At 61.0% G+C, this 12898-nt stretch carries 18 protein-coding genes and 1 tRNA gene; 13 read left to right on the top strand and 6 right to left on the bottom strand.

Annotation, left to right across the window (positions count from 1 at the left end):
* Nucleotides 1–62 precede the first annotated feature (62 nt).
* Nucleotides 63–1415: an aminotransferase gene (locus QNI81_RS03745; protein ID WP_283967410.1), complete on the top strand. Its 1353-nt coding sequence runs from the start codon at nt 63–65 to the stop codon at nt 1413–1415.
* A 148-nt stretch (nt 1416–1563) separates the two neighbouring features.
* Here QNI81_RS03745 and QNI81_RS03740 read toward each other — a convergent pair whose 3' ends face one another.
* The gene (locus QNI81_RS03740) at nt 1564–1803 is read right to left on the bottom strand and encodes an Lrp/AsnC family transcriptional regulator (protein ID WP_005652398.1); all 240 of its coding nucleotides are present in this window, start codon (nt 1801–1803) and stop codon (nt 1564–1566) included.
* Nucleotides 1804–1994: 191 nt separating this feature from the next.
* Between QNI81_RS03740 and hisB the strand changes: the two genes are divergently transcribed.
* Together hisB and hisH are read left to right on the top strand one after the other, a co-directional pair.
* Complete coding sequence (hisB, locus tag QNI81_RS03735) at nt 1995–2582, top strand: imidazoleglycerol-phosphate dehydratase HisB (RefSeq protein WP_283967409.1); 588 nt, start codon at nt 1995–1997, stop codon at nt 2580–2582.
* 103 nt (nt 2583–2685) lie between these two features.
* Entirely contained in the window at nt 2686–3324 is a 639-nt protein-coding gene (gene hisH / locus QNI81_RS03730) for an imidazole glycerol phosphate synthase subunit HisH (RefSeq protein WP_283967408.1), read from the top strand.
* 209 nt (nt 3325–3533) lie between these two features.
* Here the strand turns inward: hisH and QNI81_RS03725 are convergent, their stop codons facing one another.
* Nucleotides 3534–4268, bottom strand: a complete 735-nt coding sequence (locus tag QNI81_RS03725; RefSeq protein WP_283967407.1) for a helix-turn-helix transcriptional regulator — start codon at nt 4266–4268, stop codon at nt 3534–3536.
* Nucleotides 4269–4409: 141 nt separating this feature from the next.
* On the opposite strand from QNI81_RS03725, the gene QNI81_RS03720 reads away from it, so the two are divergent.
* Entirely contained in the window at nt 4410–4946 is a 537-nt protein-coding gene (locus QNI81_RS03720; protein WP_065322731.1) for a peroxiredoxin-like family protein, read from the top strand.
* Between the two features lie 116 nt (nt 4947–5062).
* Nucleotides 5063–5314, top strand: a complete 252-nt coding sequence (locus QNI81_RS03715) for a WGR domain-containing protein (protein WP_005675380.1) — start codon at nt 5063–5065, stop codon at nt 5312–5314.
* A gap of 28 nt (nt 5315–5342) precedes the next feature.
* Here the strand turns inward: QNI81_RS03715 and QNI81_RS03710 are convergent, their stop codons facing one another.
* A complete protein-coding gene (locus QNI81_RS03710; protein WP_283967857.1) occupies nt 5343–5732 on the bottom strand; it encodes a DUF2147 domain-containing protein in 390 nt (129 codons plus the stop codon).
* A 185-nt stretch (nt 5733–5917) separates the two neighbouring features.
* On the opposite strand from QNI81_RS03710, the gene hisA reads away from it, so the two are divergent.
* Nucleotides 5918–6640, top strand: a complete 723-nt coding sequence (gene hisA / locus QNI81_RS03705; RefSeq protein ID WP_009176662.1) for a 1-(5-phosphoribosyl)-5-[(5-phosphoribosylamino)methylideneamino]imidazole-4-carboxamide isomerase — start codon at nt 5918–5920, stop codon at nt 6638–6640.
* A gap of 280 nt (nt 6641–6920) precedes the next feature.
* The gene (locus QNI81_RS03700; RefSeq protein WP_283967406.1) at nt 6921–7403 is read left to right on the top strand and encodes a DUF2867 domain-containing protein; all 483 of its coding nucleotides are present in this window, start codon (nt 6921–6923) and stop codon (nt 7401–7403) included.
* A gap of 41 nt (nt 7404–7444) precedes the next feature.
* Here QNI81_RS03700 and QNI81_RS03695 read toward each other — a convergent pair whose 3' ends face one another.
* Nucleotides 7445–7888, bottom strand: a complete 444-nt coding sequence (locus QNI81_RS03695; protein WP_009176477.1) for a DUF302 domain-containing protein — start codon at nt 7886–7888, stop codon at nt 7445–7447.
* A 208-nt stretch (nt 7889–8096) separates the two neighbouring features.
* On the opposite strand from QNI81_RS03695, the gene hisF reads away from it, so the two are divergent.
* Both hisF and QNI81_RS03685 read left to right on the top strand, forming a co-directional pair.
* Nucleotides 8097–8858, top strand: coding sequence for an imidazole glycerol phosphate synthase subunit HisF (gene hisF, locus QNI81_RS03690; protein WP_219231182.1), 762 nt, complete (start codon nt 8097–8099; stop codon nt 8856–8858).
* Entirely contained in the window at nt 8855–9172 is a 318-nt protein-coding gene (locus QNI81_RS03685) for a phosphoribosyl-ATP diphosphatase (RefSeq protein WP_065326127.1), read from the top strand. The genes hisF and QNI81_RS03685 overlap by 4 nt, the downstream gene beginning before the upstream one ends.
* A 329-nt stretch (nt 9173–9501) precedes the next feature.
* Here the strand turns inward: QNI81_RS03685 and QNI81_RS03680 are convergent.
* Nucleotides 9502–9585 (bottom strand) — tRNA-Tyr (locus QNI81_RS03680).
* Nucleotides 9586–9704: 119 nt separating this feature from the next.
* Here QNI81_RS03680 and rlmB point away from each other — a divergent pair.
* The 4 genes from rlmB to QNI81_RS03660 all read left to right on the top strand — a co-directional run bounded on the left by rlmB (nt 9705) and on the right by QNI81_RS03660 (nt 12280).
* Nucleotides 9705–10493 (top strand): 23S rRNA (guanosine(2251)-2'-O)-methyltransferase RlmB, encoded by a 789-nt coding sequence (gene rlmB / locus QNI81_RS03675; RefSeq protein ID WP_283967405.1) that lies wholly within the window; start codon nt 9705–9707, stop codon nt 10491–10493.
* 186 nt (nt 10494–10679) lie between these two features.
* Entirely contained in the window at nt 10680–10853 is a 174-nt protein-coding gene (locus tag QNI81_RS03670; protein WP_228711283.1) for a hypothetical protein, read from the top strand.
* 172 nt (nt 10854–11025) lie between these two features.
* A complete protein-coding gene (locus QNI81_RS03665) occupies nt 11026–11508 on the top strand; it encodes a YHS domain-containing (seleno)protein (RefSeq protein ID WP_283967404.1) in 483 nt (160 codons plus the stop codon).
* Nucleotides 11509–11815: 307 nt separating this feature from the next.
* Nucleotides 11816–12280 (top strand): CoA-binding protein, encoded by a 465-nt coding sequence (locus tag QNI81_RS03660; RefSeq protein WP_283967403.1) that lies wholly within the window; start codon nt 11816–11818, stop codon nt 12278–12280.
* Between the two features lie 60 nt (nt 12281–12340).
* On the opposite strand, the gene QNI81_RS03655 is transcribed toward QNI81_RS03660, so the two are convergent.
* Nucleotides 12341–12859 carry a DUF2478 domain-containing protein gene (locus QNI81_RS03655; RefSeq protein ID WP_283967402.1) on the bottom strand — a complete coding sequence of 173 codons (519 nt, stop codon included), beginning with the start codon at nt 12857–12859 and terminating at the stop codon, nt 12341–12343.
* Between the last annotated feature and the right edge of the window lie 39 nt (nt 12860–12898).

Genomic DNA, 12898 nt, shown 5'->3' with positions numbered 1-12898 from the left:
TGACTGGCTCTCAAATGCGCGCCAATCCTTGTTCCAACCTGTGACAGCAAAGGATTGGCCAGATGGCGAGCGTGATCTACCCGACGACGAATTTCACCGCGACGGAGCAGCTCTGCATCACCCATGGTGAGGGGATCTACGTCTATGACGACAGCGGCAAGGAATACATCGAAGGGCTCGCGGGCCTGTGGTGTACCTCGCTGGGCTATTCCAACACCGAGGTGGTGGAGGCGATCACCGAACAGCTGAACCGCCTGCCCTTCCAGCACACATTCGGCGGCAAGACCCATGAACCTGTGATGCAGCTGGCCGAGAAACTCAAGGCGATGGTGCCGGTGGAGGATGCCTATTTCTTCTTTGGCAATTCCGGCTCCGATGCCAATGACAGCCACTACAAGATGCTGCGCTATTACTTCAATGCCATCGGCAAGCCGCAAAAGCGCAAGATCATCACCCGCGAGCGCGGCTACCATGGCGTGACGGTGGCGGCGGGCTCGCTGACCTCCCTGCCCGCCAACCTCGCCCATTTCGACGCGCCCTTGGAGGCACTGTCGATCCTGCGCGCCGATGCGCCGCATTACTACACCGGCCGTCAGGGCAATGAGACCGAGGCGCAGTTTGTCGAACGCATCCTGCAAAATCTCGAAGACCAGATCCTCGCCGAGGACCCGGAGACCATCGCCGCGATGATCGTAGAGCCGATCACCGGCGCCTCCGGCGTGATCGTCCCCCCCGAAGGCTACTACGAGGGGCTGCAGGCGCTTTTGCGCAAACATGACATCCTGATCTGGGCGGATGAGGTCATCTGTGGCTTTGGTCGCACAGGCGCCGATTTCGGCTGCACCACCATGGGGATCAAACCCGATCTGATGACCTTCGCCAAACAGCTGTCCTCGGCCTATTTCCCGATCTCCGCCTCGGTCATTCCCGGCTGGATGTATAAGGCGATGGTGGATCAGACCAATGAGGTCGGCGTCTTTGGCCACGGCTATACCTACTCCGGCCACCCCGCCGCTTGCGCCGCGGCCCTGAAAACGCTGGAAATCTACGAGCGCGACAAGATCTTTGACCATGCCGCCGAAGTGGGCGCCTATATGCAAGAGCAGCTGCGCGAGATCTTCACCGATCACCCGCTGGTGGGTGAGGTGCGCGGCAAAGGCCTGATCGCGGCGCTCGAACTGGTCTCCAACAAGACCACCGGTGCCACCATCACCGGAGGCAAAGGCGGCGCTGCGGCAGTCAAAGCCTGCCAGGACGCGGGCCTGATCCTGCGCGCCGTCGCCGGAAACGCGCTCGCCTTCTGCCCGCCGCTGATCATCACAAAGGCTGAGGTGGACGAGATGCTCAAACGCACCAAAACCGGCGTCGACACCGCCTATGAGGCCTTAAAATCCGAAGGCCTCTTGAACAGCTGACCTAAAACAAAAGGCGCCCCGACCAAAACGGGCGCCTTTCCTCTTCTAACTCCAAATATCCCGGAGCGCGAGGCAGCGCCTCGCAACAGGCTTTTCCCACAAGGAAAAGCGCACCCTGCGCGCCGCAAGGCGCTCTTTTTGGCAATCCTCAGAAGACCTTGAACGTCATCGTCGTCAGCGACCGCTCGATATTGGGGATCTGCAACAGGTGGTCATTGATATATTTGCCCACATCCTCGCCCGAGGGGATGTAGAGCTTCATCAGCAGATCATATTCCCCGCTGGTGGAATAAAGCTCCGAATGGATCTCATGCAGCGCAATATCCTCGGCCACCTTGTAGGTGGTGCCGGGTTTGCAGCGGATCTGGATAAAGACGCAGGTGGACATATCTCGCCTCAGCTTCTGTCAGGTCTGGTTGCCCGGCAACCTCGCACGCAGCGCAAAAAAGGGCAATCCCACCCCTAAGCGCCCCTGATGCGCCACAAAGGCACTGCAGAGGCACAGCAATCCTGCGATCCCCCTTGAGCCTGCGCCACCCCGCACCCTATAAGCCTAGGCGACAGATTGAGGATTTCACCATGCGCACAGCCCAGGTTTCCCGCTCCACCGCCGAGACGGAGATCTCCGTTTCCGTCAACCTCGACGGCAGCGGCACATATGACAATCACACCGGCGTTGGCTTTTTTGACCACATGCTGGACCAGCTGTCGCGCCACTCGCTGATCGACATGACCATCCGCGCCAACGGGGATTATCACATCGACGACCACCACACCGTCGAGGACACCGGTATCGCGCTGGGTCAGGCGCTGGTGCAAGCGCTTGGCGACAAAAAAGGTATCAACCGCTACGGCGAGTGCCACTTGCCGATGGATGACGCACAGGTGCGTGCCGCGCTGGACCTTTCGGCCCGGCCCTTCCTTGTGTGGAATGTGGAGCTGCCGACCCAGAAGATCGGCACTTTTGACACCGAACTCGTCCGCGAGTTCTTTCAGGCGCTTGCGACCCATGGCGGCATCACCCTGCACATCGACCAGATCCATGGGGTGAACAGCCACCACATCGCCGAGGCCGCATTCAAGGCCGTGGCTCGTGCGCTGCGCACCGCCGTCGAGGTCGACCCGCGCAAAGCAGATGCGGTGCCCTCCACCAAGGGTGCGCTCTGAGGCGCTTGCGCCGCACTGCTGCCCTGCCCCTTGATCCCGTGCCCCCTGACCCTGTGATGGCTCAAAGCCACCTCAGCGATCACACCATCCCGAGGACGATTCCATGCTGACCGCCATCATCGACTATGAATCCGGCAACCTGCACTCCGCCGAAAAAGCGTTTCAGCTCATGGCGGCCGAGGTCGGCGCCGGTGAGGTTGTGGTGACCTCCGACGCCGATGTGGTCGCCCGCGCCGACCGGCTGGTGCTGCCGGGCGACGGTGCCTTTCCCGCCTGCGCGGCAGAATTGCGCGGCCACAAAGGCATTTATGACGCGATGGTCGAGGCCGTAGAGGTTAAAGGCCGCCCCTTCCTTGGGATTTGTGTCGGCATGCAGCTGATGGCCACGACGGGTCACGAATATTCCGAGACGCCGGGCCTTGGCTGGGTGGGCGGAGACGTGGTGAAGATCACGCCTGCGGATCGGCACCTGAAGGTGCCTCATATGGGCTGGAACGATCTGGTAGTCGACCACCCCCACCCGGTGTTTGATGGCATCTCGACGGGCGATCACTGCTATTTCGTGCACAGCTATCACTTCCGTGTCGCCAATCCGGCTGAACGGCTGGCGCATGTGGATTACGCCGGGGATGTGACAGCAGTGATCGGGCGCGACACCATGCTCGGCATGCAGTTCCACCCGGAAAAAAGCCAGCATGTCGGGCTCAGGATGATCGGTAACTTTCTCACCTGGACCCCCTGACACCCCACTCTGATCTGGACGGCTGCCGCCCGAAAGGGCGGCGCGCGCAAGGGGCCCTTGGCCGCTTGCGCGCCACCGGCGGGCCCGCGCGCCCGCCCCATCGAGGGGCGGGCGCGCGGCGTTTGGCCATCACACTCAACAGATGTCAGAACACGCAACACCGGCCATGCCCATAGGGCACGCGCAGGTAGGCCAAACACAGCCCAGCCTCAGGCCGCGCTTTGCCTCAGGGACACCGGCGCCACGCCGTAGGCTTTGCGAAAGGCGCGGGTAAACCCTTCGGGTGACTCATACGCATAGCGGCGGGCAACGGCCTCGACCCGGTCACCCCGGAGCAGATCCTGCCGCGCCAGCGTCAACCGCCAGCGCCGCAGGTATCCCATCGGCGTCTCGTTCATTTGCGCTGAGAACAGCTCCGAGAACCGCGACAGCGACAGCCCCGCCTCCTGCGCCAGATCAGCGGTGGTCCAGACCCGTCCCGGCTCATCATGCATCGATACAATTGCGCGGGCCAACCGCTGATCGGCAAGCCCTGCCAGCAGGCCCGGCTCTGCGGTGCCTGCCTCGATCAGATGGCGCAGCAGCCGCACCATCAACGCCTGCCCGAGACTGGACAGAACCGATTCCGCCCCGCAGCGATGGGCCTCAAGCTCCTGCCGCATCAGGTCCAGAATCGCGGCCAATTGCGGGGTTTGGGACAACGCCACCTCGACCCGCTGCGGCAATGCCGCCACCAAAGGGTTATGCGCCCCGTCCCAGTCCACCCGCAGCGCAAGGCAGACCGCACCTGCGGCAGCCTCCGTGGCCTGCACTGTGCTGCCGGGAGTAAACAGCAGGGTCTGTGCGCCTGAGCGCCCTGTCAGAACACACAGATTTGCATGCGGACATGCCGCGATATCCACCCGCATCCGAAATCGGGAAATAAGACTGGTGAGACGGTCCATCACATCCTCCACATACGCAAACCCGGCGCACATTCGGTTTTTAGGTCAGTTTTTTCGGAATTACCAAGCACAAATGCGTGCGATAGAAATCCCATACAGCCTACCGACCCCATGTCGGCCCCAAGCATACCGGAGTTGCCCATGCTGATCCCTCGCCAGAAAACCCCTGCCCTGTCACTGCCTTTGCTAGGCGGCGGTCAGTTCGACCTTGCCTCTGAAGTGTCCGAGCGCGGCACTGTCATCTGTTTCTATCGCGGCCTGCACTGCCCGATCTGCGCCACCTATCTGAAAGAGTTCGAAAAGCGCGCCGCAGATTTTGCCGAACGCGGGGTCAACTGCATCGCCATCAGCTCTGACGACGAGGACCGCACCCGATTGATGGCCGAAAAGATCGAAGCCAAAAATCTGCGCTTTGCCTATGATCTGCCGCTGGATGTCGCCAAGGACTGGGGGCTTTATATCTCGACGTCGCGCGGCACCACCTCGATCGGCATTGAAGAGCCTGCGCTGTTTTCCGAGCCGGGCCTGTTCATGGTGACGCCGGAACAGACGCTCTATTATGGCTCCGTGCAGACCATGCCCTTTGTGCGCCCGCATTTTTCCGAACTGGTGGCGGCGCTGGATTTTGCCATCGCCAACAATTATCCGGCGCGCGGCGAATACACCGGCAGCGTCTGAGCCTGAACCTATATGTCCTGCATCACCGGTCCCCTTAAACCAATGTGAGCAATGGACATCGCCTTGCTAAAAAGGCATATGGGCCTGACCACTTTCACGGTCAGGCCCACTTAGACTTGTACTTGCGTTTCGAAAAATTCAGCCACCGGGACGGGCAGCATCGCTATCTGGTGCTGAGCCTGACGCCGACACTGTTCGGCGACTGGTGCGTGGTGCAATCCACCGGCCCTATCGGCCAGCCCGGCGGGCAGGAACGGCGCAACTACTGCCCCACCCTTGATGAAGCGCAATCACTGTTCGAGAGCACGCGGGAGCGGCAGGTCAAACGGGGCTTTGTGCCGATCCCGGTGCAGATGGGGCTGTTCTGACCCCTCCGCACTCAGGTTTGAACGCGCGTTACTTCACCCGCGTCCAAGTCTGCTTCGAACAGATCAGCCCGCCCGCCACACAGCCACGCAGGCGCAGGCTGTCGCCGCTCAGATCCATCTTGCCGATGTAGATCTTGTTGTTGGAGGGCCGCCAGACCTTGCCCTCATAGGCGCCGCCGCCCTGCGGGACCATATCGATCACCAGCGTTTTTCCGAGGTTCGGGGATTTATACTCGCCGCTGTCATTGAAGGTGCGCGCAATGGTGCCGCAAACGGCGCTGCCGCAGGGTTTCATCGCCACATGCGCGTAAGAGCCATCATCTGGCTGGGTCTTCCATGTGCCCTCGACCGGATCGGCGGCAAAGGCGGCTGTCGCCAGCCCAAGCGTCACAGCAAAGGTTGCAATCAATTGTTTCATGGTCATTCGTCCTCCCTATGGGTTTGAAGTCTGACCGAGGCGCGCGCATTCAGGCAAGATTGACCTCGGGTCGCCCTGCCCCTGCGCCTGCGACGCGCGGTGATGCCGCCCGCGTTGCAATTCGCCGCCACCTTGGGCAAAAGGGCAGCCAAAGCACTCTCACCATGACCAGAAGGGCACAGCCGATGATCCTCTACCCTGCCATTGACCTCAAGGACGGCCAGGCCGTGCGGCTTCTGCATGGTGACATGGACAAGACCACCGTGTTCAACGACAATCCGGCCGCGCAGGCGCTGGAGTTCGTGGCGGCGGGCTGTGAATGGCTGCATCTGGTGGATCTGAACGGTGCCTTCGCCGGGGAGCCGGTGAACGCCGCGCCGGTTGAGGAAATCCTGAAGCAGTGTCAGGTGCCCGCGCAGCTTGGCGGTGGCATCCGCGATATGGCCACCATCGAGCGCTGGCTCGACAAAGGGCTGGCTCGGGTGATCCTTGGCACCGTGGCGGTGGAGAACCCCGATCTGGTGCGCGAGGCGGCACGGGCGTTTCCGGGCAAGGTCGCGGTCGGGATCGACGCGCGTGGTGGCAAGGTTGCGACCAAAGGCTGGGCCGAGGAAACCGATGTCGACGTCACCGATCTGGCAAAATCCTTTGAGGACGCGGGTGTTGCAGCGATCATCTACACCGACATCATGCGCGACGGCGCGATGAAAGGTCCAAACATTGACGCCACCGCCGCGCTGGCAAATGCCGTGTCGATCCCGGTGATCGCCTCTGGCGGCGTCTCCTCGCTTGACGATCTGCGCGCGCTGAAATCCTGCGGCGCGCCGCTCAATGGCGCAATTTCGGGCCGCGCGCTCTATGATGGCGCGATTGATCTTTCTGAGGCGCTGGCGGTCCTCAAGGGCTGATCGCCCCCTCCTCACACGACCGCGCCTGCAGCTATCCAGTTGACCTATCGACGAGGTGTTTCGCTTCGGGCAAAGCCCGAAGCGACCGCGGAGGCGCGTGTCCTGCGGACACGCGCCTCCGCGCCCGGCCCAACGCCGAAAGATCCTCGCCAAAGGCGGGGATTGCATCGGGGGCGGGAGCCTTCCCCTCGCTGGAGAACGCAGCACTCCGATCTGCGGCACCTTGCCCACTGGCGCCACACGCCCGCGCCTGTCACGCTCCCTGAAAAGGAGCCTCGCCATGCCGAAGATCGAGACCAGCCCGCTGCCAAAAACTTCCACCCTGTGGAGGATGGTTCAACCGGGTGACTTCATCGATGGCTATGCGGTGGAGAGCCGCCTTGGCCCACGAGAGGCGGCGGATATCGGCCTCAGCATGCCCAAATGGGCCAGTGCCCTGCTGGCGTTGCGCAACCGCATCGTGCGCCCTTTGGGCCTCAAGACCGAAGTGAGCGATACCGGGGAAGGCGCGATTTTTCCGGTCACCTATGAAGATGCGCAGGAAATGATCCTGGGAACAGATGACACCCACCTGAATTTCCGCATCTGCGTGCGTCAGGAAGCGGGTCGCATTCACATGGCGACTTGGGTGCACCGTAACAATTGGCTGGGACGGATCTACCTGATGGTGGTGATGCCGTTTCACATCCTGATCGTGCGCGATTCCATGCGCCGGATCGCACGCGCAGACACGCCTGCTGCCTCAGCGCAAACGCCGCACTAACGCAGAGCCCTCACGCCGAGACAGGGTATTCCGCAAACCTGCTACTGCGTTGCGGCCTCAGAGAGGTTTTGCAGCGCAGCGGTCATGCCCGCGATGAATTCAGCGTTGGCTTTGATATCCAGCCCCTCGAACATCATCACCGGGTCCTCATAGGTGAGCCAGACCTTGCCCTCGCTGTCCTCATATGCCAGCGCCTTAAGCGGCAAAAACAGCCCCGCGCGCGCATCAGCCTGCATCGCCGGTGTGCCGATCTTGGGGTTGCCAAAGATCAGCAGCTGCGAGGCGGCAAGCTCCTCGCCAATCCCTTCGGCCCCTTTGGCATGATCGACGCGAGCGAACACGGTCGCGCCCGCCTTGTCCAGCGCCATTTCGAGCGCATCCAGTGTTGCGGGCACGGAATGGCGGCTCTCGACTTTGACCAGATCCGCAAGGGCGGGCACGGCGCTCATCAGGGCAATCGCGGCAGCGGTTACAAAGGTTTTCATAAGATCTCCTCAATCACAAATGGACGATTTGGCGCAAAATCTGGCGCGCGCCACCGGGCTTCGCCAGTCACAAACGCGACAAGCGCTGAAATCGGCAAAGACCGGCCACCCTCTGGCCCGCACCTGCCCCCTGACCACCTCGTGCAATTCGCAGGCCCGCGCGCGATGCCCTCTTTTCCCGCCGTCGGTTCCGGTCCATAAGGCAAATATGCTTAAGACCCGTCTCATTCCCTGTCTCGATGTCGCCGATGGCCGTGTGGTCAAGGGCGTGAATTTTGTCGGCCTGCGTGACGCAGGCGATCCGGTGGAGGCCGCGCGCGCCTATGACGCCGCCGGTGCCGATGAGATCTGTTTCCTCGACATCCACGCGACCCATGAAAACCGCGGCACGATGTTTGACATGGTGCGCCGCACCGCCGAGCAATGCTTTGTGCCGCTCACCGTGGGCGGCGGCGTACGCACCAAGGACGATGTGCGCGCGCTTCTGTTGGCGGGGGCCGATAAGGTCTCGTTCAATTCCGCCGCTGTGGCCAACCCGGATGTGATCCGCGAGGCCGCCGACCAGTTCGGCAGCCAGTGCATCGTCTGCGCCATCGACGCCAAATCCGTCGCCCCCGGCAAATGGGAGATCTTCACCCATGGCGGGCGCCGCGAGACCGGCATCGACGCGGTGGAATTCGCCCGTCTTGTAACCGCCAAAGGCGCGGGCGAGATCCTGCTGACCTCGATGGATCGCGACGGCACCAAATCGGGTTTCAACCTCGAGATGACCCGCGCGATTTCCGATGCGGTGGATGTGCCGGTGATTGCCTCTGGCGGTGTCGGCACTCTGGATCACCTCGTGGACGGTGTGACCAAAGGTGGCGCCAGCGCGGTCCTGGCCGCATCGATCTTCCACTTTGGCGAATACACGGTGCAAGAGGCCAAAGAGCACATGATCGCCAATGGCATCCCGATGAGGCTCCAATGACCCTGCTGCATGACCTCGAACAGACCATTCTGTCGCGCAAAGGCACCGATCCAGACACAAGCTGGACCGCGAAACTCTTGTCCAAAGGGCCGGAGAAATGTGCGGAGAAATTCGGCGAAGAAGCCATAGAGGCCATCATCGAGGCGGTGAAGGACGACAAGGCAGGGCTCGCGTCTGAGGGCGCGGATGTGCTCTATCATTTCCTGGTGATGCTGGCGGCGCGCGACGTGGCGCTGGATGATGTGCTCAAGGTTCTGGCCGAGCGTCAGGGCCTGAGCGGCATCGCCGAAAAAGCGGCCCGCCCCAAGGGATAGACCCTGCCGCTTTGCGTGCTCTCCCCTGCCAGCGAGGAGCGACACCCTGAAGGCGCAGCAAGACGCGCCACCAAGTCCACGGCGACTTGCGCGCGCCGCTATGCCAAACACACCTCAGCATAGAAAACGCAGGCTATGTGATTGCCCCTGCTCGGTGGCGTGCGAACATATTCTATGTCGAGGGAAAGAGGGAGTAAAACCACGCACAGCATCGCCGGCGCAGGAATGCGATGTTCGTGCGCAACTTCACAGAGCGCGCAAAAATCGGATAATTTTCAATCCGTTATACATGTATCACTGGGAGTTTAAATACCATCTCAGGAGTGAGATGGTGGGCGACCCTGGAATCGAACCAGGCGTGCGTCTCCGCGAGGGAGTTACAGTCCCCTGCCACACCTTGCGGCCTGTCGCCCACTGTCAGAAGCTTGTTGCACCTAACGTGGAGGCGTGATTACAAGCACCCCAATCGGGCGTCAACAGCAAAAGCACAACTTTTTTCGCCCACCTCGAATTTTGTTTTCCGGAGCGCGCCATGAACAAGAAACCCAGCAAGAAACCCTCCTGGGTGGTGGACAAAGAGAAGGCCAAGAAAGCTGCATCTGCCGAGACCGTCTGGCTTTTTGGTCTTCATGCTGTGCGCGACGCTCTGCTGAATCCAAAGCGTGAAAAACTGCGTCTTGTGGTGACATTGAATGCCCACAACAAACTTGAAGATGCGATCACCGACTCTGGGGTCACCCCCGAAGTGGTCGACCCGCGCAAATTCTCAGTGCCCATCGATCCCGGTTCGGTGCATCAGGGGGCGGCGCTGGAAGTAAAGCCTCTGAACTGGGGGGGGCTCGATGAAAACTGTATCGGGGCTGAGGTCCCGCGTGTGCTCCTGCTGGACCGGGTGACAGATCCCCATAACGTCGGTGCCATCCTGCGCTCTGCCGAGGTATTGGGAGCCTCTGCGGTGATTGGCACCCGGCACCATTCGGCGCCAGAGACAGGCGCGCTCGCCAAGACCGCATCGGGTGCGCTGGAACGTCAGCCCTATCTGCGGATGCGCAACCTCTCGGATACCATCGTTGCACTGCAACAAATGGGGTATCTGGTGCTGGGGCTGGACGGTGAGGCCGAAGAAACCATTGAAGAGGCCGTGGCAGGGCGCACCAAAGAGCCGATTGCGCTGGTGCTTGGCGCTGAGGGGCCGGGTTTGCGGCAGAAAACCAAGGAAACCGTGGATAAACTGGTCAAAATCGACGCAGCGCGGGGTTTTGGCTCGTTGAATGTTTCAAATGCGGCTGCACTCTCCCTATATGCATCTCTGAAGGGTTGAGGCACACAGGAGGTCCCCATCGCACATAAGAGCATTCCCGGAGGCAAGCTGATCATTTGCTGCTATTGCGGCGTGCAATCGGCCTTTGTCCCTGATGCAGCCCTGCATGCGCTGGTCTGTGGCACCTGTGGCGCGCCACTCTCGGCCCAAAAACAACGCCCCCTCAGCGAACACAAGGGGGCGAAGATGCCAAAGGCGACAAAACCCTCCAAGGCGAAAAAGCCCAAGAAGTCCAAATCGGGGGACTGGGGCGCGCTCGCTTACGAGTTGGCCAATGCCAAGCTGATGAAGAAGCATAAGAAGAAAAAGAAATCCTCCTGGAAGAAAGTCTTTGATGTGATCGAGGATATTTTCGACTGAAGGAGAGGCGCGCCGGTTCAGGGCAATCGCATCTGCGCAGTTGCTGTGTCCTCACGGCTGCAGTGGCGCGCCGCTTTGCGCACAGAGCATTCACTTTCCCGTTTAGTCCCTTTTCTGATGACGCGAGCTTGGGCATTCTCCGGCGCGATACGAACAAACGGAGATCTACCGGGTGCTGACCGACTGTCTGACATATATTCTGCGTGGCACTGGCCTTGCTCTTGCGCTCGGGGGGGCGGTGTCGTTTTTGCCCTCGTCCGAAGCCAAGGCACAAACGGTTTATGTGGCGGTGCAGGATGGGCTGGCGATTGGGGGGTATGATCCGGTGTCCTTCCATGTGGCGCATGAACCGATGAAGGGGCATGAAGACCACGCCTTGATGTGGAAAGGGGCGGTCTGGCTGTTTCATTCAGCGCAAAATCAATCCCGGTTCGAGGCCAATCCTCGCGCCTTTGCACCGCGATTTGGCGGGCATTGCGCCTACGGGTTGGCGCGTGGGAAAGTCTTTGAAGGCGATCCTGACACATGGGAAATTGTGGACGGGCAACTCTATCTTTTCCGCACGCCGCGTGGGCGCAGCCTGTGGCTGGAGGATCAAAACCAGATGATCGAGGCTGCTCATGCAGAATGGCCCGACGCGCTGCATCAGGACTGATCCGCTCAGCCTGTTTTCCGCGCTGACGTCGCAGCGCGCGGTGTGGCACTGGCGCTCTTGTCAAGTTTCAAAGCTCGCACCTTATTCACGAAAACGAGAGCGCCCCTTTTTTTGGAATATAAACGCCCCAGATTCTTAATCAGACTGTGGCACTGGAACCGCCATAGATCTTTTTCACTGTCCCTCGTTCCACACCTCGCGCCCGAAGCAATTTCGGGCGCTTTTTTCTTGCCCTGTTGGGGGGCCTGTTCGCCCACCCCGCGCGAGAGGGCTTGCACGCGCTAGCCGGGGCTTACACAGTGTCTTTATGTATTCTGATGCGCTCCTGACCGATATCTTGCGCCGAACACGCAGCATTGCCGTGGTCGGGGTCTCTGCCAATCCCGTGCGACCGAGTTTTTATGTCGCCCGATACCTGTCGCTGAAAGGCTACCGGGTGATTCCGGTAAACCCCGGTCACGCTGGCAAGGAGCTCTTTGGTGAGACCGTGCGCGCGACACTTGCCGACATTGAAGAGCCGGTGGATATGGTCGATATCTTTCGCCGATCAGAAGCGGTTCCAGAGATTGTCGACGAGGCGCTTATGGCTTTTGGGTCGTTGCAGACGATCTGGATGCAGATCGGGGTCGAGCACAAAGACGCGGCGGCACAGGCTGAAGCGCGTGGCGTTACGGTGATTCAGAACCGCTGCCCCAAGATCGAATATCAACGCTTGTTTGGCGAGTTGCGGCAAGGCGGCTTTGCCACTGGGATCATATCGTCAAAACTCTGATCCCGCCGGGGCGCTGCCCCGGACCCCGAGATATTTTTGAGAAGATGAAGGGGCTGGGCCTCAGACCGGTTGGGAAATTGCAGCCTCAACCCAAGCCACCAGCGCATCCAGATCCGGGGCGGCTTCTTGGGAGACGCCTTCGGCAAAGCTCTCGAAGGCGGCGACATTCATGCGATTGACGCCGCAGACCACGGGCAGCCCCATGGCCAGCGCCTCACCGATGAGGGGGCGCATGCCGCGCCCGTCGGCCTCGTGTTTGCCGAATTTGTTGACGATCAGGACTTGTGGGGCCGGTATTGCATCCAGCGCGCTGGTCACAAGGCCAACCGCGCGTTCGAGCGCCTCTGGGTTGAGGCGACAGCCGCGGGCCCCTTCGCCCAGCGATTGCGAGATGCGAATGGTTTCGCCATCGGGCAACACGCGCACGTCCATATCGCAGAGCTTGTTGTCATAGCATTCGGTATTGGTCTGCACGATGCCTGCGGTGCGGATACCCTGTGCGGCGAGCCGCTCTGCCAGAGCGGTCAGCAGGCGATCCGTGGCGCCGCGTTCGGTGGTCATCACATAGGCAAGCTGCATGGGGTCGTCCTTTGCATATCTTCCGCGCGAGCCTAGCGT

The organism is Tritonibacter sp. AK171 (genome assembly GCF_030127025.1).
GTDB classification, from domain to species: Bacteria; Pseudomonadota; Alphaproteobacteria; order Rhodobacterales; family Rhodobacteraceae; genus Epibacterium; species Epibacterium mobile.
Note: the sequence above shows the minus strand (reverse complement) of the source record. Positions and strands in the feature narration are given on the sequence as shown.

Coding starts and splice junctions, on each gene's coding strand:
- QNI81_RS03670 (WP_228711283.1), top strand. CDS start 10,680: ATGCCAAAGGCGACAAAACCCTCCAAGGCGAAAAAGCCCAAGAAGTCC.
- hisH (WP_283967408.1), top strand. CDS start 2,686: ATGCTGACCGCCATCATCGACTATGAATCCGGCAACCTGCACTCCGCC.
- QNI81_RS03655 (WP_283967402.1), bottom strand. CDS start 12,859: ATGCAGCTTGCCTATGTGATGACCACCGAACGCGGCGCCACGGATCGC.
- QNI81_RS03695 (WP_009176477.1), bottom strand. CDS start 7,888: ATGAAAACCTTTGTAACCGCTGCCGCGATTGCCCTGATGAGCGCCGTG.
- hisB (WP_283967409.1), top strand. CDS start 1,995: ATGCGCACAGCCCAGGTTTCCCGCTCCACCGCCGAGACGGAGATCTCC.
- rlmB (WP_283967405.1), top strand. CDS start 9,705: ATGAACAAGAAACCCAGCAAGAAACCCTCCTGGGTGGTGGACAAAGAG.
- QNI81_RS03725 (WP_283967407.1), bottom strand. CDS start 4,268: ATGGACCGTCTCACCAGTCTTATTTCCCGATTTCGGATGCGGGTGGAT.
- QNI81_RS03700 (WP_283967406.1), top strand. CDS start 6,921: ATGCCGAAGATCGAGACCAGCCCGCTGCCAAAAACTTCCACCCTGTGG.
- QNI81_RS03685 (WP_065326127.1), top strand. CDS start 8,855: ATGACCCTGCTGCATGACCTCGAACAGACCATTCTGTCGCGCAAAGGC.
- QNI81_RS03740 (WP_005652398.1), bottom strand. CDS start 1,803: ATGTCCACCTGCGTCTTTATCCAGATCCGCTGCAAACCCGGCACCACC.
- hisA (WP_009176662.1), top strand. CDS start 5,918: ATGATCCTCTACCCTGCCATTGACCTCAAGGACGGCCAGGCCGTGCGG.
- QNI81_RS03745 (WP_283967410.1), top strand. CDS start 63: ATGGCGAGCGTGATCTACCCGACGACGAATTTCACCGCGACGGAGCAG.
- QNI81_RS03710 (WP_283967857.1), bottom strand. CDS start 5,732: ATGAAACAATTGATTGCAACCTTTGCTGTGACGCTTGGGCTGGCGACA.
- hisF (WP_219231182.1), top strand. CDS start 8,097: ATGCTTAAGACCCGTCTCATTCCCTGTCTCGATGTCGCCGATGGCCGT.
- QNI81_RS03660 (WP_283967403.1), top strand. CDS start 11,816: ATGTATTCTGATGCGCTCCTGACCGATATCTTGCGCCGAACACGCAGC.
- QNI81_RS03720 (WP_065322731.1), top strand. CDS start 4,410: ATGCTGATCCCTCGCCAGAAAACCCCTGCCCTGTCACTGCCTTTGCTA.